Origin of the sequence: Dyella ginsengisoli LA-4, from assembly GCF_000334915.1 — a bacterium.
GTDB classification, from domain to species: Bacteria; Pseudomonadota; Gammaproteobacteria; order Xanthomonadales; family Rhodanobacteraceae; genus Dyella_A; species Dyella_A ginsengisoli_A.
In genome coordinates this window covers 23,862-36,879 of sequence record NZ_AMSF01000094.1, presented here as the reverse complement: position 1 = coordinate 36,879, position 13,018 = coordinate 23,862, and the positions used below count along the sequence as shown (strand labels likewise).

Below are 13,018 nucleotides of genomic sequence, written 5' to 3'. Positions count from 1 at the left end.
TTTTTCACGTCCAATCTCCATCAGTTGGGGGATTGGACTCCAAACCACGGTGCTACTCAAAAGTGGGGGGACGTCGCCGTATGCCGCATCTTTCTAAGGCGCGTGGTATCTGTACCTTGTCGAGATGACATCAGCAGCCGAAGATTATCGGCCCGAACCGAACTCAGGGAGCTGTTCGGGATGGTTACGTGCTCAATGCCTAGTTCCTGGAAGTAGGCTATGGCAGGTAGATAGTGGTAACCGAGCTCGTCCCTGCTCCAGTCGGCGGGGCGCCGCCTGCATAGTTCATCCAGCTCGTCGTCCGCCTTGATTTCGTAAACCTTCGGGCCTTCACCTGCTACGACTAGGTAGTCAGCTGTATACGAGATGCGCGTCTTCCGCCCGGATGAATCAACGATCAAGAGCGGGACGCTTAGCGGTTGGTCGTACACGGCACGCAGGTCGTTGCGCCGGTCGAGCTCTACTAGGAACAGAAACTCTCCCGACAACGACTCGCCCTGAAGTACCACACCGAGCTTGATGAGGGGCACATCGAGTACAAGGTTCCGCCGGCGCCTCCTGCCCACTTTCCTTGCAGGAGGAGAGTTACATACGTCTAAAACGTACTTGACGCCGAGCTCAGGGATGCCCATCGCTCGAAGCTCGACCTCGGTGACTTGATTGGCTGACGCCATAGCTTCGCCCTCCCAGTAGCCATGCTGCTGAGAATCGGTGCCGCAAAGTACGGCCGCGAGACGTGGCGAGGGGTCGCCGCGGAGCTCGTCTCAAGACTGCCCCACTCGCGGAAATTTGTCAATAAGTATTTGATTAGCAAGGATTTTTGTCCGTGTTATGTATACGACACGGAAATTACTCTGACGCATGCCCCCCCGCCACGCGTGGTTGAGGAGACCGTCTTTTGGTCGATTACTACCACTGCAGCCTCGACGACGCTTAGGCAAACCGTGGCGAACTGGGGCCGCCCGAGCGAGGGACGCCACGACTCTCGATTCGTTCTCGCTCCAGGTCGCCGCGAGGCACGCGCGAGATCGCGGGGCGTAGAATGGCGACATCTTCGTGTGCCCGCCCCGGAGGAAGTTGTTGCCATGACGAACCATGAACCCACCGTTGAGCCGGGGCACGATCGCTGGTTTCGCGCTCAGGTGCTGGAGACGCAGGCGAGGGTGGAAAGCGGCGAAGCACGCTTGATCCCACACGACGAGTTTTGGCACGAAATTGAGACGTTTGCTCGCGCTCTAGAAGATTTGGGCACCTCGAGGATGTAAAGGAACTAGTCCCGGCGAAAAGCACTTCTGTAGTGTTGCCTAGGAGCGCTTGGCTGTTCGGTCAAGCGCTCCATTGCCAAGCTCGTGCCGCTTTCGGCCGACAGCCACTCACCAATCAAGTTGGCGCCGCGCTGAGCCGACTGGTAGGGAACATTGCACCGGCAGCTGATCACCCGAACGATGATCAGTCATCATTGGGAACCACAGGATGGGGCTCCTCGGGGCTACTCCGGAGTGGCGGGATGTCGACGGGGAGTACTAATGGGTTGGTGCCCCACCAGCTTCGATCATCCCACGGCATCGAAGCATCGCGCTCCCAAAGCTACTCAATGCGGCCGGATCGACCGCATCGCCGAGAACCTTCTTCACATACCCCAACATGACGTCCGGAGTTGCAAGCTCCACTCTTCCAGCAACTTCAATTTCCTCCCAAGGCCTTATCCCCCCGCTCTTCGCGTAGAACATAGTGCTGGTGGCTGTCTGGCCCGGGGAGATATCCATGTCCATGCCGTTCGCGTAAGTGGGGATCATCTCTGAAGGGGACGAAAGCAAGTGGTTATCGTCCGTCGCGCGGAGCTCCCTGGAAACCTTCGTGATCCGGAATGCGTATGCCCCGGTGTTCTTTATCACCATGACATTCTCGAGGTCACCAGCGGCATCGACTGTGTTGTAGCAGCTCACTAAGGCGATGGGCTTCAGGGCAGATATCAAGCTTACGTTGCTTTGAAGAAACTTCTTCTCGTCTAGGTGCTGCTGCACTCGCGTGACCCACAAGTAGCCGCCTAGCGATGAGCTTGCCGTGTATAGCAAAGTGAAAATGCCGAGCAACCTTGCGAGTAGGTCCGCTCGCGGCTCGTGATCTAGACGCTTTCCTCGGCGCTTCCTCGGGACACGATCCATGTCAGGCATATTCCGCACAGGGCTGCTAGCTTTACGACTAAGGGCAACGAACCTTTAGAGATACTTGCCCCATAGCAATGACGGCATGAAATCGATCAGCGCTCTTGTACTGGATAGACAACGAGCTTCCAGTTGATTGGACCTTTCAACGGGTTGTGCTGACGGTGATTTTGTGGCGGAAGAATATGGCCGCCTGCAATCGCGATTTCGTCTCCGCAGTTTGTGCACTTATAGATGCCCGGATGCTGCGCAGGGTTGCCAGGAGCATGAACTGCGTCAAATGCCGCATCCTGCGACTGGGCCAACTTCTGAGCATATTTGTAGAGCGCCATAGTTCGTTCTCCAGAGTGTTTGGATGCGGTGAAGGTGAATGCCGGTAGGCTCTCAACTCCTACCCAGGGGCAGAAGGCGACGCCACCAGGCGCGCTTGCTGATGTCGCGTGGGTTGGGTCGGGTTATGTTGGGGGCCACGTTCGCGCTGTTCGTGTTGCTTAGCTTGCGAATATCGAATCCTGGGTCACCGACCTCGGAGTCAGGGAAATGTGGGCAGGTATGACTTTGTAGTGAATCGACCCAGGGGCTGGGCGTAATGGTCCCTCGGTTGCCGTCATAAACCAGGTACGTGAAGTCGATGGTCTTGGTGTGCCATGGACAAACCAGTTGGACGAGCAATCCCACCGCCGTTGAAGCAAGCACGCCATTTGGCCAGACAACCTGCGGACGCCCACCGGCGCCACCGTATTGCGCCGCCTCTTTTCTCAGTTTTTCCTCATCGAGGAAGCCGCAGCACCAAAGGCATGGACGACCAGGAGAAGACAGGATTACCTGCCCCGAAACCAGATACCCGCGGTCGGCGCCAAGGGCTAGGACATCCATGCCGATGTCGATATAGGGGATAAGAAAGCGCCTGCAGAAGCGCTCAATCTGGTCGCGTGCGACGTAGGAGTCGACGGCGCCAAGAATGATGTCGCATCCCTTCAATTCTTCAAGCACAGTTTCCCAGCGTCCCTGCACCATCTTGATGCGCGCATCGGGTTGTAGTCCGCGAATGATGCGTTCGGCAATATGGACCTTGGATCGCTTACATTCGACGTCACCCAGCGTGCCTCCGACCAACCTGTTGGTATTGGTCCAATCAATGGTGTCCGGGTCGACCAGGACATACCCACCAATCCCGAGGTGCGCCATTTGTTGCACCTCATGCGATCCGCCACCACCAAGGCCGATGAGTCCCACGGTCAGGTTGTGCAGGACCTGGGTGCTTTTTGGGCCAAGGAAACTCTGCCGCTCAAGCCTGTCCATAGCGCCCCCCTTTCCGAAGCGAGCTACCCACTTCCACAAAACCATCGATGGTTTCTGGCTTGCCGTTTCTAGACTTCCAGAACTGCCCAGCCGCACCGTCATCGCTCAAAACAATGGCGCCATGGATGTTTTGCGGCGCCACCTTCAGAAAGTCCGGTACGAACTTGGCGTTCTCCCGGAGGTCGACTCCACTGAAGCCAGGCAACCCAGAGCCACCATGCGAATGCACGTGGAAGATGGCTTCCCCCTTGAATAGCGCCAACTCCTGCATCTTCCTAATAGCGTCAGGCCCCATCATTGCCCCGACGCTCGGCGCATGAAGGTAATCCCCATCTGCGACCGGCCGATATGCTCGAGCCAGCACCAGAACCCCCTCCGTGTAACTGGCCAGACCGGCAACAATGAAACCGACCCGCTCATGCGCGAAATGATGGGGGCGGCATAGATCCTCCCGAATCTCGGCAAGAAGCCGGCTCGAAATCTTGAACCTGACCTTCATGGCACAGACCTCAGATGTGCGCCCAAGATCTGGAGCCACGGAAGGGTCGCAGGCACCCCATTCCAGGAGCGCGTCCACCATGCCTGGCCACAAACCATGTGCTGCGTCCACTGGACTCTTCCTTGAAGCGGCACCTCCTTGAAGAACAGCCTGGTGGAGTATCCGGAGTGAGCGAACGGGACGAGCAGCAAGTCCATCGTCCGTTCACCTTCGCTGGTCTGGAATCGGAAGGAGGGCAGGTAGGCGGCAGCCTGCCCTCCTTCCGACCAAATTGCCGCGCCCGGGCACATGGGCTTGAGCGTGTCGAGTTCAGTGGCTGCATCCATCAGGACGACGCTCCACCCGGCGCTTGGCTAAAGAACTGCATCCCCGGCTCAACCCGCGTCTTTTGGCCGGGTTTCAGCGTCTCGAGTCCACCATCACGCTGCAGATTCAGGAGATACCCTGGTTCCACGCCCAGCAAGGTGTGCAGCTGCTCCGTGGTGTAAACGCCGCGAGCGATCTCCTTGGGCGTCTTATCGATAAAGACGGTGATGAGCCGGCTTTCCGTGCGGAAGTGCTCCGTACCCCGAGGCTGAAGAGAAACGACTTGCCCCTCTGAGATCACTTCCGGCGGGGCATCGCCATGCAGCTGCACGAGTACATCGGATGCCGAGACGCGGGCAATTTCGCGCAACTCATTCTCGCGGATATCCGGCCGCCCCCACTGGTAGCCGTGGGTGTTCACCGTAAACATGAAGACCTCGCCGCTCGGAAATGCAAAGAAGCGAGCGGGAGTGCCGTGGTTCAACTTCACCGACTCATCGAGGCTGATCAGGCGAGAGCCGACGCTCGCCTCCTCGATGAGGACGTATTCGTCGGCCGGCTCATATCCGGCCGATGCCAGGATTTGCTCTCCCAGAGGCATCGGATCCTCGAAGTTCACCGAACGGTCGTTGACGACGGCCGCGAAGGAACCCTTTTCCTGCTGGGGCGGATGGCTATGAAGGTCGTTCATTTTTTCGCTCCAAAGATCTTGGTCCGAGACCACCTCGGGCTTTGATCTATGAACGCATAGCCGATCGACGTGTGTCAATGGAAAACTTTTGATGATTACCGATTGTGCTTGACAAGCACACTTTGTGCTTGTCGTTGACATCTGCACCTGAATTTCACGAGCATGCGCCTATGAACGAAAAACAGTTCTATGAGGAATTGGGCGGCATGATCGCGGCCCGCCGGGGTCAGCAGGGACTGAAGCAGGCGCAGGTGGCCCAGTTGACAGGTATGTCTAGAGCCGCGCTTGCAAACATCGAGGTCGGAAGGCAACGAGTGCTCGTCCACCAGATTTGCCAGATTGCAGAAGCTCTAAAGTTGGACAGCGCCGCGAGCCTGCTGCCAAAGGTGCAGAACTCTCCGGCGGAATCTTTACAGATGTCCGGCTCGCAGTTGACGCAAGAGCAAAAATCTCAGATTGAACGGCTCATCGGCTCTGTCCCTACGACACAAGCTAAGACGGAGAAGACGTGACAACCACCTACAACAAGGCGAGAGCGATAGAAGAAGCGACTCGCATATTGCAGGAGTTCGCCATCAGCACCGTGCCAGTGCCAGTCGAAAAAATTGCCAAAGGCTTAGGCGCAATAGTGCAGTACGCGCCACTCGACGAAGAACTGTCCGGCATGGCTTATGTGAAGGATGGCAAGCCCATCATTGGCGTAAATGCACTGCACCACCCAAACCGCCAGCGATTCACTATCGCCCATGAGATTGCTCATCTGGTCCTTCATCGCGACTACATAACTGAGCAGGTACATGTCGATAAGTCATTCACCATGAATCGAGACTCGGTGTCCGCAACGGGCACTGACGCTCTGGAGATTGAAGCAAACGCTTTCGCTGCCCAGCTTTTGATGCCCGAAAATCTAGTTAGAGATGCGCTGGCAGCAGAGTTAGAGCTGGATGACGAGCCTGCAATCTCTGCTGTGGCGAAACGATTCAAAGTCAGCGCCGCCGCTATACAGAACCGCTTGATAGGGCTTGCAAACAAAGGATAAGCATGCTTGGGCAGCATGGAGTGCAGCGATGAGTTTTGTCTTTTACGACACGGAAACAACCGGCCTCGCAACCGATTTCGATCAGATTCTCCAGTTCGCCGCAATCCGGACTGATGCGGACCTCAACGAAACCGGTCGCATCGAGATACGTTCACGTTTGCGGCCGCATGTCATTCCGCACCCAGGCGCCCTCCGGGTGAATGGGATGACCATTGGCGAGATAACGGCCAATGATCTACCGTCGCACTATGAAATGATGCGCGAGGTCAGGTCGACCCTGCTTGAGTGGTCGCCGGCCATATTTGTCGGATACAACTCCCTGAACTTCGACGAACACTTGCTGCGACAAGCGCTCTTTCAAACGCTTCACCCACCATATCTCAGCAATACCAATGGCAACTGCAGGGCCGATGTTATGCACCTCTTGCAGGAGGCATCGGTGTTTGAGCCAAGCGGTATCGAGATCCCTAAAGACGCGTATGGCAGCGCGATCTTCCGACTGGAAGATGTTGCGCGCCGAAATGGATTTTCGGGCCATATTGCACACAATGCACTCGAAGATGTACTGGCAACCATTCATCTGGCCAGGTGCATCCGCGATAACGCACCAGATTGCTGGAACCGCTTTGTCAGATTCTCAAAAAAAGCGAGCGTTTCCGCATTTATTGAGGACGAGGACGCATTCCTTCTCACCGAGTTCTATTTCAATCGGCCCTATCACTACATTATCGCCGTATTCGGCAAGGACCCATCTCAGGACAATGTGTCACTAGGCCTGGATCTTCGCGTCAATATCGACTGGCTCACATCTCTGTCTACCCCGCAGTTGCTTGAGTTTGTCGGCCAGAGTCCTAAGCGCGTTCGGCGTATTCGAACAAATGCCGCCCCAATGATTGCCTCACTTGAGGATGCGCCCGACGCAGTAAAGGGTGGGCTGTCGGACAGCGAAATCATCAACAGGGCAACGCGATTCAAGGCAGATAAAGCGCTGCATTCCCGCCTAGTGGCGGCAACGATGGAGGCAAGGGCGAAGCGGGAAGTTTCCCCCTTCATTGAGGAGAGGCTCTATGACACGTTCATCAGCCGGGATGATGAACGCCGGATGGAGCTATTTCATAGCGTCGACTGGGCTGCCCGTGTGCAAATCGTCGAAAGCTTAGGAGATGACCGGCTTCGCTATTTTGGTCGACGACTCATCCACGAGTACTCTCCACTGCTGCTGAGCCCAGCGCTTCGCGCAGAGATTGACTACGCGATTCGTAGCCGTCTCCTGGCTCACGAAGTGCCCGATGGTAAATGGACCTCCATTCCTGTAGCCGCCAGGATGACAGAGAAATTGCTTCGCACAGCGTCAGGGCGGGCATATGAGCAACTCTCCGAATATCGAGGCTATCTGACCATGGCGGCGACGATGTCCTCGCGCTAGTCGGTTACGCTTAGAGGAGGAAAGTTGGTGGGCCTGCCAGGGCTCGAACCTGGAACCAAGGGATTATGAGTCCCCTGCTCTGACCATTGAGCTACAGGCCCTAAGGCGCCGAAGTATAGGGGAGCGAGACACTTCGACCGGGGCGGTCTGTGGGCCCCTGTGTTGGCCCGCGCCGGGATTTGACCAGATGGCTGAAAATTGATTGACCAGGGCCGCCTTCGTCCAACCTGGCGCGCGGCGAGGATTCGCTGTCAGTGGAGGTGGTCAATCGGAGGCGAGCAGGATGGTCAATCCGACGCGAGCGCCAACAAGTGCTAAGGCAGCGCCCCCAGCAGGCTTGGGTGGCCTCATTACCGTTGGCTACGGTGGTCACAGAAAGTTACCGGCAGGCGCGACACCCCATTTCTGACTTGCTCGAATCAACGAGGACGCTTCAACTGGCAGTTGGATTCCTGGCCACGGTTTGCCTAGCCACGGATCCTAGTTGCCTGCGTCGGATTTAGGTAAGGCGGGAAGTTGCTTCTGCGTGAGATTCAGCTGGCGAAGCTTTGTATCAGTGTCCGTGCCAACACTTTTCTGCTGACTCTGCTCTCCGGCGCTCACGGATCTATCGTGAAGGTTAGGTATGTTGGGTATGCGCGTGAAGCCTCCACCATCTCGTTTCGCAAGGCACGCCCAGTCGTAGAGTGGAGATCCTGCACTACCACTCGGAGCAGGGGCGGTTCGATTCGAAATACATGATTCGGCGGCAGTGGTTGCCTTCGGTGGTTGCTGTCCGTGGGCGGCAGCAATCGCGGTCGTGGTTCCTATGTACCAAAGGATTTTCCGGATCATGGGTATTCCTTAATTCAAGTGAAACCATTACATGGCCGGACTTGCTCCACCGAGTGGTGCAAACGTAACTCCGTATCCGATGACAACGGGTTCGGCGAAGGTCTCTTCGAGCGCCACTGACTCACCATTGGCGAACTTCACGGCAACGCTCTCTCCCGGAGCTACCGTGTTCAGCGCCCCATTAAGTCGTGCTGACGCCAGCCCGCTCATTGCATCCGCAGCTCCTTTCACTGAGGAAGCACTTGCCGGCGCCGTAGCCGCGCTGACGACAAGGGGTTCATGCTGTGCTGAGCCATCGGCGCCGCGAGCTGCCTGCGCTGCCTCTTGGTTTGCGAGGGCGTGCTGCAGGTTCACCACCAAATTCTGGTCCACTGCAGACGCTACGTTGCGTCCGAATGTGAAGGTAATGGACCTTGCCACGTACACTCGATCAATGATGCCGATGAAGGGGGGAGCGTTCCCTGAGGTGGTAAGGCGGGACCGAAGGGACATTTGCACATAGCTGACGTCGCACCTTGGGGGGATAGGGCCGCAAAACTGACTCAACAGGTCCAGCGAACTCTGCACAGGCAGCCCGTACGTGCGTACGTCCTGAAACGACACGGTGTACGCCAAGTTTTTCTCGCTCGAGCCACCAAACACGAGAGAGAGAAACCGTGCTGGCAGCGAGGCGCCTACGGCTACAGAACCGCTAGCAGTGCCTGAAAAGGCGGGAAGTATGACGCTAGGGAGCCGATTGAAATCGACCACTCGGTCAAACCTGGGCGCCTCCAGTGTATGGCCCGAGGTATCCTTGGTGTCGAAGACCACCATAGGGACCTTACTGTAGTAAGCATTCAGGTAGGCATTGGGGTCTTGGTACCCAGCCTTGATCGACATTGCGGCTGGGCGAGCTTCAATGTCGGCACACAGATCAGGCTTACCCTTATTCTGAGTAGTATCGCAATTGAGAAAATAATATACGTCACCGACATGAACATCACTGCTCGCCGGGAAAACGGCGTGCAAGTGATACCTCGCCATGGATTCTGTCCACAGTTGGGAAATCGAATCGTCGAACTGAGGTGGCTTTGGCATGGTGCCGCAGCCGGCCACAAACAACAGCGACATGAACGCCAGAATCCGCGACTTAACCATACCCCCTCCTTGGCCAAGATCTCGAGCGCGGCGCCCCCGTTTATCGCGGCACCCGTTAAGGGAATGTGTTCTCTTTGTTCTGGTGAGGTGCCCCTACAGACAACCCGGTAGCGGCCGATCAGATTTATCTATCGCTCATGATGGCGCAGACTAACTTCTTGTGTTGCTCACCTTCACCGGGGAGCTGGTAGCCACGGCCGCTGGCTGGATTGTGCTTCAAGGAACCGGCCACCAAAAGCGAAGGGGGCGCCTGACCCCAGCAGGCCAGGCGCCCCAGAGTAGCAACTGCCGTAGCGTCGTTCAGTCGGGCTATTTCTTTACGGCTTTCTTGGCCGCAATCTTCTTCGCAGCCTTCTTGGCAGGCACAACCTTCGACGGAGAACCAGCGATCAAGAGGCTCTCGGCGGTCACGCCCTTCTTCTTCAACGCTTCAACGAACCAAAGCGGACGCTTACCGCGACCTGACCAAGTCTGAGAAGCGTTGCCGGGATTGCGGTACTTGGGGGCCACGGCAGCTTTCGGGCCCTTGGCAGACTTACCTCCACGTGTCGGGTACACATCCCCGATGGTCAGTCCGGCTCCAGCCAGGATGCCATCGATCTTGGCTCGCACTTCCTTGACGTGATTTTTCCGCGCGGAATCCATCTGCGCTTCTGCACTCTTGATGAGGGCCTGGAGTTCAGCCGGGGAGAGCGAGTCAAGATTTATGGACATAATGGTCCTTTTTGGAGTGGTCGGAAACCCTAGCCTACGCGAAAATTTAGCCACATGGCGGATTGCTAGCGGGAAAGGGCAGCAAGTCAACATTGATTCCCCGTCGCCTCTTACATTCGCTCGCGGCTCCGGACCACGGAGTCTAGCGTGGGCTTTGGCCAATAGCTGCCACACAAAGTGCACTCCCGCCTAAGCTTTGCTGACCGTATCGAGGTGGTCAGTGGTTGGTCAGTGCTTCGACTTCGGCACTGGGTCAGAGTCTATGATGTTGCCGCTCACGCCGGATTGACCATCGCGCTCACTTTCGACTGGCCATATCCACTGACAGCTAACCCTCGTCGCGCGTGAGATTGGCCGATGCCGACCCTAGTCAATCAGTTTTTGGCTATCTGGCCAAATCTCGGCACGTGCCAACATGCCGGGCCTAAAAAAGGGACATGGGGCGCGCTCGTCGCGGGTCGTACCATACCCTCGAGATCTCTAGGTAATTCCCCCACTAGCCCGCGCTGACGCAGCAATGCTCATTCTTGTTCGATTTCGGGGCGTAGGTTCGCCTCACAACACCCTCAAATAGGGATCGTCCTATGCCTCCAAAGGCCTCAACCGAGCTCCTAAGCGACCACCTCTGGCCAACCCTTCGCGGCATCGATCGCGGCGAGCAGCCCGTCACGGCCGCATTCGCCTACTTCACGTACGACCATCTCAATCTTCAGGAAGGAGATGTACTGATTGTGGACGCATCAGCCGGCAACGTAAAAGCCGGCTCTGTCGACGCGGCGCTACTCGAAGAGCTTTTCGAGAAAGGCGTGATCATCCGCAGTCGCCCCGGACTCCATGCCAAGGTGGTGAGCTGCGGTACCTACGTGGTCGTCGGATCCGCCAACTCCTCGTTCCATTCGGAGCACCAACTCACCGAAGCCGCACTAATCTGCTCGGACATCGCGGTAAGGGTCCAGGTGAACAGCTTCCTGGAACAGTTGCAGAACCCTACGGCTTCCTCCCTCTTGTCCGCAAGGGACATCGCCAGGCTTCGGCGCATAAAGCCGAACTCAAAGAAGCATGGCTCCCGCACAAAGCCTATGAATTTCGCCACAACGGAACCTGATTGGTGGTGGGTAAGCATTGGTCCATTGAGTGAGCGGATTCGGAAGCGAGAAGCGGGCGACATCGAACATGGGGAGAAGCAAGCAGCCAAACATGTCGACAACCCGGACGCGGCCACGGCTTGCATCCGATGGGGCGCCGGCGCGCCGATTACGAAGCGGATCAAAGTTGGGGACTTTGTATTCCGGGCCGACTCGGATCCTTGGGGCAACAGCGAGAACACACGCGTGCTTTCTCCAGCCCGCGTTTTGTTCATCCAACGCAAGGACAACTGGGTCCGTATTCATGTCGAGGAGCTTGACGGCTACCGGGCTAGCGTTCGCTTGGCGAAGGCGCAGGGAGCACTTAAAAAACTGAGCAGGCGCACATTGACGGCCAAGAGTGCCCGAGCTCTGCAGCCCGACGAAGTAGATGTACTCAAACACCTCATCGAACTGTAGCTATTCAAGCAGCTCGACGAAAGATTAGGCGAGTGTCGAGTCGGCTATCAGAGAGGATCGAAGATCGTTGCCAAGTTAAGTACCCTGGCAAGCCAAGCATTGCTTCTCAATTAAAACAGGGCCAATATGAAAGAACTGGATGAATCCGGGCATCGCCTTCTCGCGTACCTCGTTGCTCGCCTGCCAAAGGCCGACCCTAAGGATCCACGCACTTTCGTGGGCTATAAAGAGGTCCATGATGCATTGGAACTGCCTCTCCTGGGCGTATCATACGGCGTAAGCCTAAAAACACAGGGCCTCAACTCGCTGGCCGATTGGACAGTTGATCGTGCTCTCCCGGGTATAACAGGCCTTATCATTGACCGCGCAACACTTCACCCCGGCTATGGGTATTTCAAGGTGTTCGGATTCGACGAGGACCCGTTTAAGAAATGGGAAAACGAGATCGCACTTGCCAAGGCATTTGACTGGTCGGGTTACCTTAAACATGGCGCGATGAAACCAAAGCCTGTGATCGGCGTTGAATGTGGAGACTCAACGCGAACACCGACTATTTGGCGACTAATCGCTCATCACGAACAGGCCAAGCAATCGCTCGAATGGATGGGAAGTCACAACATCATCGCGATCGGCTGGTCTGATATAGGCGATCTGAGCGAGCTGGAGCCCAACGATTCGGCGGACATTGGTCGCCGCATTCGGGAGGCCTATCCAGATCTCGACAATTCAGCGCAGGGCGGACCGAGCCTATGGAATCTGTATCACGGAATGCAAATTGGGGACTTGGTCATTGTCGCTGCGGAAGGAACACGACGCGTGATGGAGGTCGTTGGTGACTATTTCTTTGCCGATCGAAATGATCAGGTGATCGGGTACCAGCACCAGCGCGCGGCAATGCTTACATCCATGAATGCAGACAAGCTCTGGGATGATGTAGGTCGGGATGTCGAAAGGGGACAGAATCAGCGTTGGACCTTGGCGAAATGTCAGTCAAGCGACGATGCCAGGCGAGCAGCATATACAGAGGGAAGCCGCTATGACGTGCGATCAACCGCTGTCGAACGAAACCCGCAAGCGCGAATGGCTTGTATCGCGCACTACGGTGCACGCTGTTTCGCGTGTGGCTTCGACTTCTCGGTAACTTACGGTGAACTGGGCAAGGACTTCATCCACGTGCATCACCGCAAAGACATCGCACTGTCTAGCGGTATCTACGTGATCGATCCGGTCGAACACCTGATCCCTTTGTGTCCAAATTGCCATGCAATGGTGCATAGAGAGAAGCCTGCGATGAACGTCGAGGCCTTACGGGAACTGATCACGTCGATGCAAAAAGGGACGTCTTGATGGAATCAATATTC

13 protein-coding genes and 1 tRNA gene are annotated in these 13,018 nt (G+C 56.6%); 5 read left to right on the top strand and 9 right to left on the bottom strand.

Features of this window, described 5'->3' with window-relative positions; all coding sequences use genetic code 11:
• Positions 1 to 56: 56 nt before the first annotated feature.
• The 6 genes from C693_RS23910 to C693_RS0119535 form a co-directional block, all read right to left on the bottom strand.
• On the bottom strand, positions 57 to 674 hold the full coding sequence (locus C693_RS23910) for a hypothetical protein (protein WP_157798672.1): 618 nt from the start codon (positions 672 to 674) through the stop codon (positions 57 to 59).
• Between the two features lie 849 nt (positions 675 to 1,523).
• Entirely contained in the window at positions 1,524 to 2,165 is a 642-nt protein-coding gene (locus C693_RS0119550) for a hypothetical protein (RefSeq protein WP_017463971.1), read from the bottom strand.
• Positions 2,166 to 2,260: 95 nt separating this feature from the next.
• Entirely contained in the window at positions 2,261 to 2,497 is a 237-nt protein-coding gene (locus tag C693_RS23265; protein WP_083868378.1) for a hypothetical protein, read from the bottom strand.
• A 52-nt stretch (positions 2,498 to 2,549) separates the two neighbouring features.
• The gene (locus C693_RS23260) at positions 2,550 to 3,467 is read right to left on the bottom strand and encodes a HesA/MoeB/ThiF family protein (protein ID WP_083868377.1); all 918 of its coding nucleotides are present in this window, start codon (positions 3,465 to 3,467) and stop codon (positions 2,550 to 2,552) included.
• Complete coding sequence (locus C693_RS0119545; RefSeq protein WP_017463970.1) at positions 3,454 to 3,966, bottom strand: hypothetical protein; 513 nt, start codon at positions 3,964 to 3,966, stop codon at positions 3,454 to 3,456. Before C693_RS0119545 ends, C693_RS23260 begins: the two co-directional genes overlap by 14 nt.
• Before the next feature lie 325 nt (positions 3,967 to 4,291).
• Complete coding sequence (locus tag C693_RS0119535) at positions 4,292 to 4,963, bottom strand: multiubiquitin domain-containing protein (RefSeq protein WP_017463968.1); 672 nt, start codon at positions 4,961 to 4,963, stop codon at positions 4,292 to 4,294.
• A 170-nt stretch (positions 4,964 to 5,133) separates the two neighbouring features.
• Here C693_RS0119535 and C693_RS0119530 point away from each other — a divergent pair, with 170 nt between their 5' ends.
• The 3 genes from C693_RS0119530 to C693_RS0119520 are packed head-to-tail and all read left to right on the top strand — an operon-like array spanning position 5,134 to position 7,428.
• Positions 5,134 to 5,475: a helix-turn-helix domain-containing protein gene (locus C693_RS0119530; protein WP_017463967.1), complete on the top strand. Its 342-nt coding sequence runs from the start codon at positions 5,134 to 5,136 to the stop codon at positions 5,473 to 5,475.
• Positions 5,472 to 6,002, top strand: a complete 531-nt coding sequence (locus tag C693_RS23255) for an ImmA/IrrE family metallo-endopeptidase (RefSeq protein WP_083868375.1) — start codon at positions 5,472 to 5,474, stop codon at positions 6,000 to 6,002. Before C693_RS0119530 ends, C693_RS23255 begins: the two co-directional genes overlap by 4 nt.
• A 28-nt stretch (positions 6,003 to 6,030) precedes the next feature.
• Positions 6,031 to 7,428: an exonuclease domain-containing protein gene (locus C693_RS0119520; protein WP_017463965.1), complete on the top strand. Its 1,398-nt coding sequence runs from the start codon at positions 6,031 to 6,033 to the stop codon at positions 7,426 to 7,428.
• A gap of 25 nt (positions 7,429 to 7,453) precedes the next feature.
• On the opposite strand, the gene C693_RS0119515 is transcribed toward C693_RS0119520, so the two are convergent.
• The 3 genes from C693_RS0119515 to C693_RS23250 form a co-directional block, all read right to left on the bottom strand.
• Positions 7,454 to 7,529 (bottom strand) — tRNA-Ile (locus C693_RS0119515).
• A 760-nt stretch (positions 7,530 to 8,289) separates the two neighbouring features.
• Positions 8,290 to 9,372, bottom strand: a complete 1,083-nt coding sequence (locus C693_RS23905; RefSeq protein ID WP_157798670.1) for a hypothetical protein — start codon at positions 9,370 to 9,372, stop codon at positions 8,290 to 8,292.
• A 336-nt stretch (positions 9,373 to 9,708) separates the two neighbouring features.
• A complete protein-coding gene (locus C693_RS23250; protein ID WP_083868374.1) occupies positions 9,709 to 10,113 on the bottom strand; it encodes an H-NS family nucleoid-associated regulatory protein in 405 nt (134 codons plus the stop codon).
• Positions 10,114 to 10,697: 584 nt separating this feature from the next.
• Between C693_RS23250 and C693_RS0119510 the strand changes: the two genes are divergently transcribed.
• On the top strand, positions 10,698 to 11,657 hold the full coding sequence (locus tag C693_RS0119510; RefSeq protein ID WP_017463964.1) for a hypothetical protein: 960 nt from the start codon (positions 10,698 to 10,700) through the stop codon (positions 11,655 to 11,657).
• Between the two features lie 126 nt (positions 11,658 to 11,783).
• The gene (locus C693_RS24070) at positions 11,784 to 13,004 is read left to right on the top strand and encodes an HNH endonuclease (protein WP_198506911.1); all 1,221 of its coding nucleotides are present in this window, start codon (positions 11,784 to 11,786) and stop codon (positions 13,002 to 13,004) included.
• The last annotated feature ends 14 nt before the right edge of the window (positions 13,005 to 13,018 follow it).

What these genes read in the sequence shown, in the direction of transcription:
- C693_RS23910 (WP_157798672.1), bottom strand. Translation starts at nt 674, where the DNA reads ATGGCGTCAGCCAATCAAGTCACCGAGGTCGAGCTTCGAGCGATGGGC.
- C693_RS0119550 (WP_017463971.1), bottom strand. Translation starts at nt 2,165, where the DNA reads ATGGATCGTGTCCCGAGGAAGCGCCGAGGAAAGCGTCTAGATCACGAG.
- C693_RS23265 (WP_083868378.1), bottom strand. Translation starts at nt 2,497, where the DNA reads ATGGCGCTCTACAAATATGCTCAGAAGTTGGCCCAGTCGCAGGATGCG.
- C693_RS23260 (WP_083868377.1), bottom strand. Translation starts at nt 3,467, where the DNA reads ATGGACAGGCTTGAGCGGCAGAGTTTCCTTGGCCCAAAAAGCACCCAG.
- C693_RS0119545 (WP_017463970.1), bottom strand. Translation starts at nt 3,966, where the DNA reads ATGAAGGTCAGGTTCAAGATTTCGAGCCGGCTTCTTGCCGAGATTCGG.
- C693_RS0119535 (WP_017463968.1), bottom strand. Translation starts at nt 4,963, where the DNA reads ATGAACGACCTTCATAGCCATCCGCCCCAGCAGGAAAAGGGTTCCTTC.
- C693_RS0119530 (WP_017463967.1), top strand. Translation starts at nt 5,134, where the DNA reads ATGAACGAAAAACAGTTCTATGAGGAATTGGGCGGCATGATCGCGGCC.
- C693_RS0119520 (WP_017463965.1), top strand. Translation starts at nt 6,031, where the DNA reads ATGAGTTTTGTCTTTTACGACACGGAAACAACCGGCCTCGCAACCGAT.
- C693_RS23905 (WP_157798670.1), bottom strand. Translation starts at nt 9,372, where the DNA reads ATGTCGCTGTTGTTTGTGGCCGGCTGCGGCACCATGCCAAAGCCACCT.
- C693_RS23250 (WP_083868374.1), bottom strand. Translation starts at nt 10,113, where the DNA reads ATGTCCATAAATCTTGACTCGCTCTCCCCGGCTGAACTCCAGGCCCTC.
- C693_RS0119510 (WP_017463964.1), top strand. Translation starts at nt 10,698, where the DNA reads ATGCCTCCAAAGGCCTCAACCGAGCTCCTAAGCGACCACCTCTGGCCA.
- C693_RS24070 (WP_198506911.1), top strand. Translation starts at nt 11,784, where the DNA reads ATGAAAGAACTGGATGAATCCGGGCATCGCCTTCTCGCGTACCTCGTT.